The sequence below is a fragment of the Bradyrhizobium genosp. SA-4 str. CB756 genome (assembly GCF_000473125.1).
Lineage (GTDB): Bacteria > Pseudomonadota > Alphaproteobacteria > Rhizobiales > Xanthobacteraceae > Bradyrhizobium > Bradyrhizobium arachidis.
The window spans coordinates 3,891,207-3,907,273 of the sequence record NZ_KI421499.1 but is presented as its reverse complement, the minus strand read 5'-3'; the positions used below and the strand labels follow the sequence as shown (position 1 = coordinate 3,907,273).

At 65.0% G+C, this 16,067-nt stretch carries 16 protein-coding genes; 7 read left to right on the top strand and 9 right to left on the bottom strand.

The features are described from left to right. Nucleotides 1-53 precede the first annotated feature (53 nt). The 5 genes from BRAGE_RS0119315 to BRAGE_RS0119295 are packed head-to-tail and all read left to right on the top strand — an operon-like array spanning nt 54 to nt 5,356. A complete protein-coding gene (locus BRAGE_RS0119315; RefSeq protein ID WP_027557382.1) occupies nt 54-2,459 on the top strand; it encodes a TonB-dependent receptor in 2,406 nt (801 codons plus the stop codon). A gap of 2 nt (nt 2,460-2,461) precedes the next feature. Beyond that, nucleotides 2,462-3,151 (top strand): Fe2+-dependent dioxygenase, encoded by a 690-nt coding sequence (locus BRAGE_RS0119310; RefSeq protein ID WP_027557383.1) that lies wholly within the window; start codon nt 2,462-2,464, stop codon nt 3,149-3,151. Next, nucleotides 3,148-4,092: a tonB-system energizer ExbB gene (gene exbB, locus BRAGE_RS0119305; protein ID WP_027557384.1), complete on the top strand. Its 945-nt coding sequence runs from the start codon at nt 3,148-3,150 to the stop codon at nt 4,090-4,092. Before BRAGE_RS0119310 ends, exbB begins: the two co-directional genes overlap by 4 nt. Nucleotides 4,093-4,095: 3 nt before the next feature. Further along, complete coding sequence (gene exbD / locus BRAGE_RS0119300) at nt 4,096-4,557, top strand: TonB system transport protein ExbD (RefSeq protein ID WP_027557385.1); 462 nt, start codon at nt 4,096-4,098, stop codon at nt 4,555-4,557. A 10-nt stretch (nt 4,558-4,567) separates the two neighbouring features. Further along, complete coding sequence (locus BRAGE_RS0119295) at nt 4,568-5,356, top strand: cell envelope integrity protein TolA (RefSeq protein ID WP_027557386.1); 789 nt, start codon at nt 4,568-4,570, stop codon at nt 5,354-5,356. Nucleotides 5,357-5,377: 21 nt separating this feature from the next. Here BRAGE_RS0119295 and BRAGE_RS0119290 read toward each other — a convergent pair whose 3' ends face one another. The 3 genes from BRAGE_RS0119290 to BRAGE_RS0119280 form a co-directional block, all read right to left on the bottom strand. Next, the gene (locus BRAGE_RS0119290; protein ID WP_027557387.1) at nt 5,378-5,800 is read right to left on the bottom strand and encodes a hypothetical protein; all 423 of its coding nucleotides are present in this window, start codon (nt 5,798-5,800) and stop codon (nt 5,378-5,380) included. Nucleotides 5,801-5,861: 61 nt separating this feature from the next. Then, the gene (locus BRAGE_RS0119285) at nt 5,862-6,542 is read right to left on the bottom strand and encodes a site-2 protease family protein (protein WP_027557388.1); all 681 of its coding nucleotides are present in this window, start codon (nt 6,540-6,542) and stop codon (nt 5,862-5,864) included. 71 nt (nt 6,543-6,613) lie between these two features. Then, nucleotides 6,614-7,480, bottom strand: coding sequence for a LysR substrate-binding domain-containing protein (locus BRAGE_RS0119280; protein ID WP_027557389.1), 867 nt, complete (start codon nt 7,478-7,480; stop codon nt 6,614-6,616). 90 nt (nt 7,481-7,570) lie between these two features. Between BRAGE_RS0119280 and BRAGE_RS0119275 the strand changes: the two genes are divergently transcribed. After that, on the top strand, nt 7,571-8,482 hold the full coding sequence (locus tag BRAGE_RS0119275; RefSeq protein WP_035729861.1) for a DMT family transporter: 912 nt from the start codon (nt 7,571-7,573) through the stop codon (nt 8,480-8,482). Nucleotides 8,483-8,484: 2 nt separating this feature from the next. Here the strand turns inward: BRAGE_RS0119275 and BRAGE_RS0119270 are convergent, their stop codons facing one another. From BRAGE_RS0119270 to BRAGE_RS0119245, 6 genes are all read right to left on the bottom strand, one after another. Continuing rightward, nucleotides 8,485-8,877 carry a GFA family protein gene (locus BRAGE_RS0119270; protein ID WP_027557391.1) on the bottom strand — a complete coding sequence of 131 codons (393 nt, stop codon included), beginning with the start codon at nt 8,875-8,877 and terminating at the stop codon, nt 8,485-8,487. Nucleotides 8,878-8,880: 3 nt separating this feature from the next. Continuing rightward, nucleotides 8,881-10,008 carry a serine hydrolase domain-containing protein gene (locus tag BRAGE_RS0119265; protein ID WP_231164345.1) on the bottom strand — a complete coding sequence of 376 codons (1,128 nt, stop codon included), beginning with the start codon at nt 10,006-10,008 and terminating at the stop codon, nt 8,881-8,883. A gap of 64 nt (nt 10,009-10,072) precedes the next feature. After that, a complete protein-coding gene (locus BRAGE_RS0119260; RefSeq protein WP_027557393.1) occupies nt 10,073-10,819 on the bottom strand; it encodes an SDR family NAD(P)-dependent oxidoreductase in 747 nt (248 codons plus the stop codon). Between the two features lie 17 nt (nt 10,820-10,836). After that, complete coding sequence (locus BRAGE_RS0119255) at nt 10,837-11,568, bottom strand: SDR family oxidoreductase (RefSeq protein WP_027557394.1); 732 nt, start codon at nt 11,566-11,568, stop codon at nt 10,837-10,839. 157 nt (nt 11,569-11,725) lie between these two features. Further along, nucleotides 11,726-13,555, bottom strand: coding sequence for an IlvD/Edd family dehydratase (locus tag BRAGE_RS0119250; RefSeq protein WP_027557395.1), 1,830 nt, complete (start codon nt 13,553-13,555; stop codon nt 11,726-11,728). 122 nt (nt 13,556-13,677) lie between these two features. Further along, nucleotides 13,678-14,778, bottom strand: coding sequence for a LacI family DNA-binding transcriptional regulator (locus BRAGE_RS0119245; protein ID WP_027557396.1), 1,101 nt, complete (start codon nt 14,776-14,778; stop codon nt 13,678-13,680). A 202-nt stretch (nt 14,779-14,980) separates the two neighbouring features. Here BRAGE_RS0119245 and BRAGE_RS0119240 point away from each other — a divergent pair, with 202 nt between their 5' ends. Continuing rightward, nucleotides 14,981-16,048, top strand: a complete 1,068-nt coding sequence (locus tag BRAGE_RS0119240; protein ID WP_027557397.1) for an ABC transporter ATP-binding protein — start codon at nt 14,981-14,983, stop codon at nt 16,046-16,048. Nucleotides 16,049-16,067 lie beyond the last annotated feature (19 nt).

Sequence of the window (16,067 nt, the reverse complement as noted above, 5' to 3'; positions counted from 1 at the left end):
AGCCCATCGCTCGTCGAAGTGAGTGAGCGAACAAGAAGATGGGGCGTGTTGTAATGGGGCAGGTGGTCGCACCGAAATCGCTGCGTTCGGTCGTAGCGTTCGACGCGGCGGATGAGAAGTCCGCGGGCATTTCCGGCAAGAAGGTCTCGGCGGTCGCGAGCCTGATCGCGGCGGCGACGGTGTCGACCGGCGCGGAAGCGCAGCAGTCGAACCTGCCGCCGGTCACCGTCGATGCTCCGGTTCAGCGTCCGCGTCCAGCGGCTTCGAAGCCCACGCCGGAGCAGGTCCGCGCGCGCAACGCGCTTCGCCGTGCCGCGCAGCGCCAGCAGGCGCAGCAGGCTGCCGCGCCCTCGGGCCCGGCCGGTGAAGTCGACCGGAATCCCTATGCCGATCCGGCGGCGCCCTACAAGGTCGACCATGTCCAGGCTTCGGGAAAATTTCCCGAACCGATGCTGAACACGCCGAAGACCATCACGGTGCTCAGCAAGGAAGTGCTCGAAGACAAGAACGCCACGACACTGAAGGAGATCGGGCGCTCGACCGCCGGCGTGACACTGGGCTCGGGAGAGGGCGGCAACGCGTTCGGCGATCGCTTCTTCATCCGCGGCTTCGACGCGCGCAACGACGTCTTCATCGACGGCATCCGCGATCCCGCGGTTTCCATCCGCGAGAACTTCTTCACCGAGCAGATCGAGATTCTGCGCGGTCCTGCATCATCCTATGCCGGCCGCGGCACCGCCGGCGGCGCCATCAACATCGTCACCAAGCAGGCGGGCGACGTCAATTTCCAGCGCATGGATACCGAGTTCGGTACCGACAGGACCAAGCGCGTCACGATCGACGTCAACCAGGTCGTCGACCCGACGTTCTCGGTGCGCACCGGCGGCCTGTTCCAGGACGCCAACATTGCCGGACGCGACTACGTGACCGATAATCGCTGGGGTACGTTCCTCTCCACGAAGTATACCCCGACCAACGACATCAAGATCACGACGAACTACGTCCACACCGATCTCAGCGGCCTGCCGGATTTCGGCGTGCCCTATTACAAGCAGGGCAACGTGCCGGTGACCTCGGCGGGCATTCCGCGCGGGGTCTGGTACGGCTTCCTCAACCGCGACTTCCAGACCGCGCGCCAGGATTTCGGCACCGGCACGGTCGAGTACAAGGTCAACGAGGCCATCACGCTGAGCAGCAAGGTGCGCGGCGAGCACTCGCTGCTGAACTATATCGGCACGCTGCCGCAGAATCCGATCACGACCAGCCTCAATCCGCTGCTCTGGACCACGACGGCGAGCGCACAGAGCCGCTACCAGGGGGTGGATGTGTGGGCCAACCAGAACGAGGCGACGTTCAAGCTCGACACCGGCGGGGTCGAGCACACGGCGGTGTTCGGCGTCGAATATACCAATGAGAACATTTCGATCGACCGTTACGCGGGTCTCTCGTCGGAACTCGCCGGCTCGCCCTTCACGAGCAGCGGGGCGATCTCGGGCGTCAACGTCTATTCTCCCCAGTACACTTATCTCTCCGGCTTCAGCTCGCCGTCGCTGACGGGCAATCCGACGCGCTATGGCGTCAACACCAGCAGCGTCTACGTCATGGACACCGCGAACTGGCAGGACACGATCATCGTCAATGGCGGCGTGCGCTATGACGGTTACAGCCAGAGCTCGTCGACGAACACGGCCTACCTCAAGCAGAACAACGATCTCGTCAATTACAACGTCGGCGTGGTCTACAAGCCGATGTCGATCGGCAGCGTCTACGCGGCCTACGCGACCTCGGCCAATCCGTTCGGGTCGGAGCTCGACGCGACCGCCACCGATTACGGTGGCGTTCCGGCGAACACGGCCATTTTGCTGGGCCCCGAGCGCAACAAGGCGGTCGAGGTCGGCACCAAGTGGGAGCTGGTGGATCGCCACCTGCTGGTCAGCGGTGCATTGTTCCAGACCACGAAGGACAACGCCCGCGAGACCGTCAACAACCTGCTGACTTCGGGCGCGGCCTACCGGATCCAGGGCATCGACATCGAGGCGGAAGGCAAGATCACGGATCGCTGGAGCATCTTCGGCGGCCTGGTGCTGATGCAGTCGAAGGTCACGCAGAGCGGCATCGCCTCCAACATCGGCCTGCAGCTTGCCAACATCGCCCACCAGTCGTTCAGCATGCTGACCAAGTACAAGTTCGACGGCGGCTGGGAGCTCGGCGGGCAGGCGGTGTACCGCTCGAAGGTCTATGGCGGCACGTTCGCGGCCAACACCGGCAACGAGCTGCCGAGCTATTGGCGCTTCGACGCGTTCGTCGAGAAGAAGATCGACAAGAACTGGACCATGAAGTTCTACGCCCAGAACCTCACCAACAAGCTGTACTACGACACGCTCTATCGTAGCGCCGTGCCGTTCGTGGCGGTCGCGCCGGGCAGGGCATTCTACCTCGTGACAACGGCGAAGTTCTGATCATGTTGACCTGCCTGCCTGGCGTTCTCAGCAAGGATGATGTGGCGGATTTCCGCCGCATCATGGACGCCAGCGCGTGGGAGGACGGCCGCTCGACCGCGGGCGCACAATCGGCCATGGTGAAGCGCAACGAGCAATTGCCCCCCGATAGCGAGGTCGCGCGCAAGCTCGGCCACCGCATCATCTCGGCGCTGACCTCGAACCCGCGCTTCATCGCGGCGGCGATCCCGCTCCAGATCTTCCCGCCGCTGTTCAACCGCTATGCGGCGGACAGCGGCCATCATTTCGGGCTGCATGTCGACAATGCGATCCGCGGCGACCGGATGACCGGCCTTCGCATCCGCACCGACCTGTCGGTCACGCTGTTTCTCGCCGAGCCGGAAGAATATGACGGTGGCGAACTTGTGATCGAGGACACCTACGGTTCGCACGAAGTCAAGTTGCCAGCCGGCGACTGCGTGCTCTATCCCTCGACCAGCCTTCATCTCGTGACGCCCGTGACGAGGGGAACGCGGGTTGCGTCTTTCTTCTGGCTTCAGAGCATGATACGGGACGATCAAGCCCGTACCATGATCTATGACCTCGACACCGCGATTCAGGCGCTGGTGGATCGGCTCGGGCGTGACGATCCCGAAACGGTCAAATTGACGGGTATCTATCACAACCTCATTCGCTACTGGGCCGAAGTATGAAGACCATGTCCTTCCAAGCAAGCCTTGCCGCAGCTGTCGTCCTGACGGCCGCCTGGCTCGCATCTCCTGTTTCCGCCCAGACCCCGCCGGCGGCCCCGGCCCAAGCGACGGCGCAGCCGGCTGCGACCAGTCCGGCCCCAGTGGCTGCTCCGGCCCCCGCGGCTGCTCCGGTAGCGGCGGCGCCTGCGGCTCCCGCAGCCACCGCGCCGGCGGCCGTAAAGTCTGAGACGGCAGCGGGCATCGCGCCGGCCATGAAGGAATTGTCGCCCTGGGTCATGTTCATGTCGGCGGACGTCATCGTGAAGGCGGTGATGATCGGGCTCGCCTTCGCCTCGCTGATGACCTGGACCGTCCTGATCGCCAAGTCGATCGAGCTGTCGGTCGCATCAAGCAAGCTTCGTTCGGCGCTGAAGAAGGTCGCGGAGGCCCGCTCGCTCGCGGAAGCCCAGATGGCGCTTGGCGCCAAGGGGGGCATCCTGCCGTCCTTCCTGGCGGCGGCGTTGCGCGAGGCGCGGATGTCTGCCGGCCTGTCCAGCGATGCCGGCATCAAGGAGCGCGCGGCCTCGAGCTTCCAGGAGATCGTGCGCGCGGAGGCACGGCGGATCCGCGTCGGCATGGGCGTGCTCGCGACCATCGGCTCGACGTCGCCCTTCGTCGGCCTGTTCGGCACGGTCTGGGGCATCATGAACAGCTTCATCGGCATCTCGAAGTCGCAGACCACGAACCTCGCCGTCGTCGCGCCCGGCATCGCCGAAGCGCTGCTCGCCACCGCGATCGGTCTCGTCGCCGCCATTCCCGCCGTCATCATCTACAATCACTTCTCGCGCATGACGAAGGGCTATCTCGAGCTCGTCAGCCGTGCCTCGGGCGCGGCGGCGCGGCTGCTGTCGCGCGACCTCGATCGCAGCCACGGCAGCGCGCATTCACGCGCAGCGGAGTGAACCATGGGCGTTTCGCTCGCAGACAACGATGACGACGACGATTTCGCGGAAACGCATGACATCAACGTCACGCCGTTCATCGACGTCATCCTGGTGCTGCTGATCATCTTCATGGTCGCAGCGCCGCTCTCGACCGTCGATCTGCCGATCGACTTGCCGACCTCGAGCGCGATGCCGCAGAAGAAGCCGGACAAGCCGACCTATGTCAGCATCAAGCCCGATCTGACGCTGGCGATCGGGGAGAACCCGGTCAAGCGGACCGAGCTGATCGGCTCCCTCGACGGGATGTCCGAGATGAGCAAGGACAAATACGTGTTCTTGCGGGCCGACCGCGCCGTGCCCTACGGCGAGTTGATGGCCGTCATGGAGATCCTGCGTGCCGGCGGCTATTCTCGTGTCAAGCTGGTGGCACTCGAAGCGCCTGCTGCGGCGGCTGGGCCGTCGCAAGCGGCGCCCCAACCTTGAGTACGGCGCGATGTCCGATCCTGTGACCGAGGTGAAAACGCCGCGGCGGCTCTGGGTTCTGGCCGCGGTGGCGGCACTTGCCCTTCATCTTGGCGGCGCCGCGCTGGCGCTGGCGAACTTGCGGGCGGACGACGGCGACGATGGCCTCGGGGCCAACGGCGCGGAATTTGCCGTCGAAATGACCTCGCCGAAGCTGCCGGAGACGGATCTGCCGCCGGGTCCGGACAGCGAGGCCTCGCAGTTTCAGCCGCAGCAGATGGAACAGAAGGCCGAGGTCAAGGAGACCGATCTCCCGAAGGAGATGCCTCAGGAGGCCGAGGACCCTGACAGGCTCGTGACCGAGAACGACTCCAAGAAGCCGGTCGAGGACACCACGAAGGTCGCCAAGGTCGAAACCCAGGCCGTCGAGGAGGCGCCGAACTCGGTCGAGTCGGCCAAGCAGGCGTTGAACGAGACCGCGCGCGAGGATGAAAAGGCTGCCGCCCCCCATCAGGGCATCGGCAAGGACATCCGGAGGTTGACCGCGGAGTGGGGCAAGCGGATCAGCGCCTATTTCGAGCTTCACAAGCGCTATCCCAAGGACAAGAGCAAGACGACGACGGTCAAGCTCAGCCTGGTGTTGAACCGGCGCGGCAATGTGGTCTCGGTCGATGTCACGGAGTCCTCGGGCGATCCGGCTTTCGACAACGAGGCCGTCTCGATGGTCCGCCGCTCCGATCCGGTGCCGGTTCCGCCGGCCGAGCTCACGGACGATCAGTTCGCCTTCAGCCTGCCCGTGAACTTCAAGAAGCCGAAATAGCCTGGCTCGGATCTTGGCCCGTCAGCGCCAGTAGAGCCGGATCCCGACATAGACCACGACCAGGCAGACGAAGATCAGCGCCACCGGCAACGGCCGCTTCTGGGTTCCGCTGGCCGCAGTCGAACCGAAGAAGTTGGCCTTTTTCGGTTTCGGCGGCGGGCGCCGGAAAGCGGTAACATTGTCCGCGGCCGGCTCGGCTTGGCGGGGGCGGACGTCGGGCGCGGTTCCCGCACCGCCCATCTCGGCATAGTAGGCCTTGTAGATCGCGCCGATGGTGGCCTCGGTGGCCTCGCCCTCGCTCATCTGCGCCAGCAGGTTCTTGTAGCTGGCGAGGAACTCCTGGGCGTCTGGAGGCAGCGCGGACGCCCCGTTGAGCTTGGCCATCATCTTCCAGGTGGCAAAATCGGCGCGGGCACGGGTGTCCGCGCGACGCGCGATCAACATATCGGCAGCTTTGACCAAGTCGGCCTCTGGCCCTTCGGCCGGTGTTCGGGTGTCCAGTCAACTACGCATTGCCGGTCAGGAAGAGAACAGCCTGAATCACATAACCGGTCAACGTCCGCAGTATTGCTGAGATAACATCAAGATTTAGACCGAACTGCGAGCCCGCCAGCGGCAGCAGAATCAAGAGGCCGATCAGGATCAACATACCGAACGGCTCGAGCCGGGCCAGGGGCAAAGCGAGCGGTCGCGGCAGCAGCCCGACCGCGACGCGGCCGCCGTCGAGCGGCGGGATCGGCATCATGTTGAACACCGCCAGGATCGCGTTGATCAGGAGCGCATTCTTGAGGTTGTCGAAGATCCATTGCGCCGCGCCGGCCGGCGCGAAGGGCAGGGCGTGCAGGGCAAGCGCCGCCGCCAGCGCCAGCAGGATGTTGGTGGCAGGGCCAGCCAGCGCCACCCAGACCATGTCGAGCCTCGGATGGTTGAGCTTGCGGAAATTGACCGGCACCGGCTTGGCATAGCCGAACAGGAACGGCGAATGCGCAAACAGCAGCATCGCCGGCAGGATCAGCGTGCCGAACGGGTCGATGTGCCTGATCGGGTTGAAGCTGACGCGGCCGAGCTGCGCGGCCGTGTTGTCGCCGAGACGGTGCGCGACGAAGGCGTGCGCGGCCTCGTGGAAGGTGATGGCGAGCACCAGCGGCAGCACCCACACCGAAATGTCATAGAAGGAAACGTTCACGGCTCGTCCGTCCCGGTTTGTACCTCATGGCCTTGCAGCCAACCCGGCCAATCCGGTGGTGAGGCAACGCGTCAGGTCAGGATATGGGACGCCAGTTGCGAAATCCCAAGCTGTAGATGATCCGCCAGCAGGCCGCCCGCACGCGACAGGTTGCGCGCGCGGTGGAGGCGGATGTCCGCTCCCGGCAGCGGCGGCAGGCCGTCCGACACGGCGCGCAGGCGAGGAGGCAGGGTGCCGGCTTTCACGACCGTGATCGCAAGGCCCTGCGCCGCGATCGCTTCCACCGCCGCCAGCGTCCGGCTGACAAAGGCGAGCCGCCAGGACCGGCCGGCGGCATCGAGGGCCTCCGCGGCCCATTGCCGAAACAGGCAGCCTGGTGGATAGAGCGCGACCGGCAGCGTATCGCGCGCTCTGACTGGATAGGACGCGGCTGCCGCCCACACCGCCTGCTCGCGCCGCAGCAGCTCGCCGGCGCCTTGTCCTTCCGGGTGCATGGCAATGACGAGGTCATAGGCCTCGCCGAGCCTTGCCGGCATGGTCGCGGTCAGCCCGGTCTCGATCTCGACCCTGACGTCCGGATGGTTTTTGGCAAAGCGCGCGAGCAAGGGTGGAATGATGATCGTGCCGTAATCCTCCATCACGCCGAGGCGGACCACGGCTTCGCGCTTGCGTGCGTGGAGCGCATCGATTGCTTCCGCATTGAGGTCGAGAAGCCGCCGCGCATAGACGAGGAGTTCGTCGCCTGCTGTGGTCAGCAAGACGCCCGCCCTGGTGCGTTGAAACAGCCTTGCACCAAGCCGCAGCTCCAGGCGCTTGATCTGGACGCTCACCGCCGATTGCGTGCGGTGGAGCGTCGCGGCAGCGCGTGTGAACGAGCGATGCTCGGCAATGGCGACAAACGCCTTCAGCAGGTCGGGATCGAGAATAGGTGCAGTCATGATGAAAACTTATCCTGGCATGAAGGAAATTCCATTCCCTGTTTCGGCGCGCCTCATATGCTGGCCCGCAAAGCAGTTGGGGGAGGGAGCGTGGGCGAGACTTTTGGCGTTCTGGCCGCGGTGCTGTCGAGCGGCCTTGGGGGCACCTCGATCGGGGCCACGCGCTACCTCGTGGGCAGCATCGACCCGCTCGCGATCGGCTCGTTCCGGTTCGGCATCGGCTTTCTCCTGCTGCTGCCGCTGACGCTGCTGCGCGGTGATCGCTGGCCGGGGCGTGGCGACTGGGCGGCCGCCTTCGCCCTCGGCATTCTGTTCTTCGCCGTGTTCCCGATCCTGTTCAACGCCTCGCTGATCTTCACGACCGCCGCGCGCGGCGCGCTCGCACTGTCGACGCTTCCGCTGCTGTCGCTTGTAATCGGGGCCGCACTCGGTGCCGAAGCCCTGACCTGGCGCAAATCGATCGGTGTCGTGATCGCGACGCTGGGCGTTGCGGTTGCGCTGCTCACCGACCTGACCTCGGCCCCGCCGGCCGCCTGGCGCGGCGATCTCCTGATGATGTCAGCTGCGCTATGCATGGCGCTCTACGGCATCTGGTCGAAGCCGCTGATCCGCCGCTCCAGCCCGATCGCCTTCACCACGATGAGCATGGCGGCGGGCGCGGCCTGCCTCATCCTGCTCTCGTATGTCCGCGGCAGCTTTGCGCCGGTCGCAAGCTTCGGCGCGCCGCAATGGTTGGCGGCCTCATATCTCGGAGCGTTCGGCGCGGCGCTGACCTTCTATCTCTGGGCCTTCGCGCTGGAGCGGACGACGCCGACGCGCGTCGCCATCTCGGTGACGGTCAACCCGATCACGGCCTCGCTGGTCGGCGCCTGGTTGCTGCACGAACCGCTGCGGTGGAATCTCGCGGCCGGTATCGTCGCGGTGTTTGCCGGAATCTGGATCGCGACCACGACGGGCGAACGTGCTCCGTCGGCGAACGCGTCTGCTTCAAGCCAGCCCTGACATCAGGTCGGGATGGTCCCCTGATATTGCACCAGACCGTCGTCGAGCTTCAGCCAGGCGAGCTTCTCGCTCACCCAGATGTGCTCGGTCGGCGTGAAGGCGTTGCGATCATCGAAGGTCGCAAGCGAGACACCGGCCAGCGTGCCGTTGCGCCGCCAGGCGAACAGGCGCGTGCCGCAACGCTTGCAGAAGACGCGGTCGATGTTCTCGGACGACGCATAGCGCTCGGTCTCGCCCTCGACCGTCAGTGCGCGCTGGTCGAACTGCGCGCGGGCGAAGAACGGCGAGCCCATCGCCTTCTGGCACAAGCGGCAATGGCAGATGCGGACGTTGAGCGGCTCGCCCTCCGCCTTGAACCGCACCGCGCCGCACAGGCATCCGCCTTCCCGGATCATGGCTCAGGCCACCCGCCATTCGCCGACCTGGCGCGCCATGCTCCAGTTGAGATCGTCAAGATCGCCATCCATGTTGGAATTCCCGCGTCTGGTGTTGGTGAAGGCGGCCCAGCAGAAGCCGCCATGGGTGCGCACGGCGATCGTGCTCGTGCCCGGCAGACTGCCATTGTGCCACCAATTGCCGAATTTGTTGACACAGAAGCCCTTGGCATAGTCCGGGCTGTAGCTGGGCGCGCTGGTCATGACCTGGATGGTGCGCGGCCGCAGGATGTTCGCGGGCCTCGTGTAGCCGTCGACATGCATCAGGAACTGGACGAGATCCGACGGTGTCGCGATCCAGCCGCCATGGGAATCCATCCGCCTCACTTTCATGTCGTAGGGGCTTTCGCCCTGGCCGTAATAGGCGACTTCGCCGGCCTGGCGCTGGTCGCGCGTGTTGCCCGCTATCGTCATGTCGGTGACGCCGCAGCGCGCCAGCACCTCGCCGCGGACATGCTCGGCATAGAGCTGGCCGGTGAGCTTCTCGATGACGCGCCCCAGCACGCAATAGCTGAAATTGGAGTAGGCGTAATGCTGGCCCGGCGGCCGGTCTAGCGGCCGGTTGGCGAGTGTCCAGGCGATCAGCTCGGCATGATCCATCCGCGGATGGGTGAACATGGGATCGCGATTGTCGTTGCTCCAGCCGCCGCCGGTGTGGGTCAACAGATGCTCGAGCGTGATCTGGTCGATGCCGGCAGAGTAGGGCGGCTGCCCGTAATCGGTGCCGAGCAGCGCGCCCGGGCCGAACACGCGATCGGTCAGCTTGAGGCGGTTCTCCTCGATCAGGCGGAAGATCGTGACCGAGGTGATCATCTTGCTGACGCTGGCGATCCGGAACAGATGCCGCGGCGTCACGGTCTCGTTGCGCTCGCGATCCGCAAGACCGAACGCATCCTCGTGGACGACAGTGCCGGCATAGCCGATCGCAAAGGACAGCGCCGGCACGTCGTATTTGTCCATGAAGCTGCGCGCGAGCCGCGCCATGGCGCCGCGCTCGGCCGGCGAGGGCGGGCGAATGCTCGGCGGGTTGGGCGCGAGCTGCGCGAGCGCTGGGTGCGACAGCAGCGGCAGCGCGCCCGCTGCGAGCTTCACGAAGTCTCGTCGCCGAAATTGCATGGTCCGCCCCCTCGGGCGGCCCATGTCTCAGGTCCATGCCTCAGTAGGTCGCCCGTCCACCCGAAATATCAAACACCGCGCCGGTGGAGAAGGCACAATCTTCGGATGCGAGCCAGCTCACCATCGCGGCGAGCTCTTCCACCTGCACGAAGCGCGCTTTCGGGATCTTCGACAGCATGAAGTCGATATGCTGCTGCGTCATCTGGTCGAAGATCGCGGTCTTCGCCGCGGCCGGCGTCACAGCATTCACCAGAATGTCATGCGCGGCGAGCTCCTTGCCGAGCGATTTCGTCAGCGCGATCAGGCCGGCCTTGGATGCCGAATAATGCGAGGCGTTCGGATTACCTTCCTTGCCGGCGATCGAGGCGATGTTCACGATCCGCCCGTATTTCTGCTTGAGCATTTCGGGCACGATGGCCTTACAGCAGATGAAGGGGCCGTCGAGGTTGATGCGCAGGACTTTGCGCCATTCCTCGAGATCGGTCTCCCACACCGGCTTGTTGACGCCGGCGATGCCGGCATTGTTGACGAGGATGTCGATCTTGCCGAAGGCGGCCAGCGTCGCATCGCGGGCCTGCTCGACGGCGGCGGTATCGGTGACGTCGACCTTGAAGACGCGGACGTTGTCGCCGATCTCCTTCGCGGTCTTCTCGGCCAGCGCCGCGTCAAAATCCCAGATCGCGACCTTGGCACCGGAGGCGACGAAGCGCTCGGTGATGGCGCGGCCAAAGCCCTGCGCGCCGCCGGTGACGGCGGCAACGCGGCCATTGAGATCGATCTTGTTCATGCCGGGTGCCCCAGGTGTCAGAGCATGTAGCCGCCGTCGACGACGAGGTCGACGCCGGTGGTGAAGGCGCTCTCGTCGCTGCCGAGATAGACCGCCATCGAGGCGATCTCCTCGGCGGTGCCGAGCCGGCCCATCTTCTGGCGCGAGATGAACATCTCCTTGCCCTGCGGTCCCTGCGCGGCGGCGCGGTCGAGCATCGAGGGGGTCTCGACGGTGCCGGGGCAGATCGAGTTGCAGCGGATGCCCTTGGTGATGAAGTCGAGTGCGACCGCGCGCGACAGCAGCGACACCGCCGCCTTCGACGAGCTGTAGACGTAGCGGTTCGCCGGCGGCCGCAAGGCCGCGCAGGACGAGATGTTGACGATGCTGCCGCCGCCGCCCGCGATCATGTCGGGCAGGAAGGCCTTGATGGTCCGGTGCATCGACTTAACGTTGAGATCGAACGAGAAGTCGAAATCCTCCTCCGAGCACTCCAGGATGGTGCCGTGGTGCACGAAGCCGGCCGCGTTGAGCAGGATGTCGATCTTGCCGATGCGTTTTGCAAAGGCGTTGACGTCGGCGGTGTTGCGGACGTCGAGCTTGGCGACCTCCGCGATGCCTTCCTTGGTCAAGCCAGCGATGCCGGCCTCGTTGATGTCGGTGGCGATGACGGTTGCGCCTTCACGCGCGAAGGCGATCGCGCATGCGCGCCCGATGCCTGCTGCCGCAGCCGTGACGACGGCGCGCTTTCCCTTGAGGCGGTCTGCCATTTTTTCTCTCCTCTGAATTTTCTGTCGTCATTCCGGGGCGCGCCTCTTGGCGCGAACTACGATGCGCACTTGCGCATCTGAGAATCCATCGGGCCGCAGCGTCGGTGGGTCAATGGATTCCGGGTTCGCGACTTCGTCGCGCCTCGGAATGACAGTGTCAGTGATTATCCCGCGCCACGCCAAACGTGCCGGCGACGTTCTGATAGCGCGTGGCGAGCTCCATGCAGGCGCCGGTCGATTGCTGGCCGACGGTGTTGCGGTAGATCTCCTGCCACGGCGTCTGGTTCGGCGGATGCTTGAAGCCGCCATTGGCCTTGAGCTCGGCGTGGCGCTTCTTCAGCTCCTCATCCGAGATCAGAATGTTGGCGCTGCCCTTGTTGAGGTCGATGCGCACCTTGTCGCCGGTCTTGAGGATCGCGAGGCCGCCATTGGCGGCCGCTTCCGGCGAGGCGTTCAGGATCGAGGGCGAGCCCGAGGTGCCGGACTGCCGGCCGTCGCCGATGCAGGGCAGGGACAGGATGCCGCGCTTGATCAGTGCCGCCGGCGGCTGCATGTTCACGACCTCGGCGCCGCCGGGGTAGCCGATCGGCCCGGTGCCGCGGATGAACAGTACGCAGTGCTCGTCGATGTCGAGCGAGGCATCGTCGATCCGCTCGTGATAATCTTCGGGACCCTCGAACACGATGGCGCGGCCCTCGAATGCGCTAGGGTCCTTCGGGTTGCTGAGATAGCGATCCCGGAATTCCTTGGAGATCACTGAGGTCTTCATGATCGCGGAATCGAACAGATTGCCCTTCAGCACCAGGAAGCCGGCGTCCTTCACCAGCGGCTTGTCGTAGGCCCAGATCACGTCGTTGTCGGGCTTGGGCGCATCCTTGCAGTTCTCGCCGATGCCGCGGCCGTTGACGGTGATGGCGTCCTCGTGGATGCGCTTGTGCTTCATCAATTCGCGCACCACGGCCGGCACGCCGCCGGCGCGGTGGAATTCCTCGCCGAGATAGAAGCCGGCCGGCTGCATGTTGACCAGCAGCGGCACGTCGTGACCGTGCTTCTGCCAGTCGTCGATCGACAGCTCGACGCCGATGTGGCGGGCCAGGGCATTGATGTGGATCGGCGCATTGGTCGAGCCGCCGATCGCCGAATTGATCACGATGCAGTTCTCGAACGCCTTGCGGGTCAGGATGTCCGAGGGCTTCAGGTCTTCCCAGACCATCTCGACGATGCGTTTTCCGGTTTCGTAGGCGATCTGGCCGCGCTCGCGATAGGGGGCGGGGATCGCCGCGCAGCCCGGTAGCGAGAAGCCGAGTGCTTCGGCGAGGCCGTTCATGGTCGAGGCGGTGCCCATGGTGTTGCAATGGCCGACCGACGGCGCCGAGGACGCCACGATCTCCATGAACTCTTCATAGTCGATCTCGCCGGCGGCAAGCCGCTCGCGCGATTTCCAGACGATGGTGCCGGAACCGGTGCGCTCGCCGGCGTGCCAGCCGTTCAGCATCGGGCCGCCCGACAACACGATGGCGGGCAGGTTCACGGTCGCCGCGGCCATCATGCAGGCCGGCGTGGTCTTGTCGCAGCCGGTGGTCAGCACCACGCCATCGAGCGGATAGCCGTAGAGGATCTCGACGAGGCCAAGATAGGCGAGGTTGCGGTCGAGCGCCGCGGTCGGGCGCTTGCCGGTCTCCTGAATGGGGTGGGTCGGGAATTCCATCGCGATGCCGCCGGCCTCGCGGATGCCTTCACGGACGCGATGCGCCAGCTCGATGTGGTGGCGGTTGCAGGGGGAGAGGTCGTTGCCGGTCTGGGCGATGCCGATGATCGGCTTGCCGGACTGCAGCTCGGCGCGGGTGAGGCCGTAGTTCAGGTAGCGCTCCATGTAGAGCGCGGTCATGCCTGGATTATGCGGGTTGTTGAACCATTCCTGCGAGCGGAGGTGGCGGCGGGTGCCGTTACCGGCGCCTGCATGCCCATTGGTTGGCTTTTTTGTCATTGGTTTCTCCTGCAATGCAAACGCACTGGCGTCCGTTTTGTGGTGTCGGCTTGTGCGATGCCCAACGGTGTGAGCGATGGTGGGCCTGCCCGTTGGCGGGTCGTTTCCTCACAAGTCCGATACTAGTCATGGCTGCTTGGTAACGCTACCATTTTGTTCGCCGCGCCCCCGCCAGATGTGGCTGGCCGATTGTCCGAACGCCGCGCCGACGAGCTTTGCCGCTCGATCACCCTGAAGCCGAGATCGAGCACCGGCTGCTCCGGCCGCCGCCCGTCGATCGCGTCGATCAGCATGGTGGCGGCGGTCCTGCCCATCTCGTAGCGGTTGGTGCGCACGCTGGTGAGCGTAGGGACGGCGGAGGCCATGAATTCGAGGTCGTTGAAGCCGACGATCGCGATCTGCTCGGGCACCGCGATCTCCCTTCGCCGGCATTCGAACAGCACGCCGAGTGCGAGGTCGTCATTGGCGCAGAACACCGCGTCGAGGCCGGGCTCTCGCGCCAGGAGATCGGTGAACAGGGCGCCGCCGAGCGTCACGGAGGTCGGTGTCGCCGTGGTGACGACGAGGCGCTGCTCGAACAGGCCGGCATCCTTCATGGCCGAGACATATCCGTCCAGCCGCCGCTGCACCCTGGGATCCATGCGCGCGCCGACGAAGCCGATCTTGCGGTGGCCTTGCGCGAACAGGTGCGCGATCGCCGCGCGGGCTGCATCGTAGTGCGAAAAGCCGATCATCATGTCGACCGGATTGGGCCCGATCTCCATGATCTGCACGATCGGGCAGTCGGCCGCCTCCAGCATCGCGCGCGATTCCGCAGTCTGGTCGATGCCGGTCACGATCAGCCCGGCCGGCTTCTGCGCCAGAAACAGGCGCAGCAGCTTCTCCTCCTGGAGGATGCTGTAGCGCGTGTTGGACAACTGGATCGAGTAGCGGCTGCCCTCGGAGGCGTCATAGATGCCGCGCAGCACGTCCGAGAACACGTTGTTGGTGAGCGATGGGATCAGGACGCCGATCACTTCGGTGCGCTGCGAGGCGAGCGCCCGTGCCGCCAGGTTCGGCACGTAGCCGAGCTCCTTGGCCGCGCTCTCGACCCGCGTCCGCTTGGCGATCGACAGCGCCTCCGGATTACGGAAGAAGCGGGACGCGGTGATCGGGCTGACGCCGGCAAGCTCGGCGACTTCGGCCAGCCGGATTTTGCCTGACTTGGTGCGTTTTCGACCCATTTGCTGCTCTTAGCATAGCCAATGTCGAAACCAAAGGATCGTTGACAGCGCTACCAGCAACGACTAACCAAAGACAAATTGCCAAAACCGCACAAACTGCCGACAATATAGCCTGCTAAGTTCGGGCTTCGGGTTGGCGAAGTCTGAAAAACAAGACGGTCGCGGCGCTAGAGGCGTCGTGGACTTTCGAGGAGGGAGCTAGATGTCGTCTGTGCAAATCCGCGACGTGCGGAAATCGTTCGGCAATTTTGAAGTCCTGCACGGCGTGACGATCCCGATCGAGGACGGACAGTTCGTTGTCCTGGTTGGCCCCTCCGGCTGCGGCAAGTCGACGCTGCTTCGCATGCTCGCCGGTCTCGAGAACATCACCTCCGGCACGATCTCGATCGGCGACCGCGTCGTCAACAATGTCCAGCCCAAGGAGCGGGACATTGCGATGGTGTTCCAGAACTACGCGCTCTATCCGCACATGACGGTCGCCGACAACATGGGCTTCTCGCTGAAGCTGCGGAACGCCAGCTCCGACGAGATCAACAAGCGCGTCAAGCGCGCCGCGGAGATCCTCGCGCTGTCGCCGCTGCTCGACCGCTATCCGCGCCAGCTCTCCGGCGGCCAGCGCCAGCGCGTCGCCATGGGCCGCGCCATCGTGCGCGACCCGCAAGTGTTCCTGTTCGACGAGCCGTTGTCGAACCTCGATGCCAAGCTGCGCGTCGCCATGCGCACCGAGATCAAGGAGCTGCACCAGCGGTTGAAGACGACCACCGTCTACGTCACCCACGACCAGATCGAGGCCATGACCATGGCCGACAAGATCGTCGTCATGCACGATGGCATCGTCGAGCAGATGGGCACGCCGCTCGAGCTCTACGACAAACCGGACAATCAGTTCGTCGCCGGCTTCATCGGCTCCCCCGCCATGAACTTCCTGAAGGGCCATGTGCGCGTCAACGGCGTTGCGACCTTCGAGGGGCCGAACGGCGTCAAGCTGCCGCTCAAGAACGCACCCGCTGCGTCCGATGGCCGTCCCGCGGTCTACGGCGTGCGGCCCGAGCACTTCACCATCGCCGATGACGGCGCCGAGGCCGAGATCATCGTCGTCGAGCCGACCGGCTCGGAGACGCAGGTGTTCGCCAAGGTCGGCGGCGAGCAGGTCGTCGCGGTGTTCCGCGAGCGCCACCAGTTCAACCCGGGCGACAAGGTCCGGCTGAAGCCAGATCCGTCGCTGGTTCATCTGTTCGACGACGCGACAGGCAAACGCCTCAACGCGTAGAAGACTAAGACAACAAAGA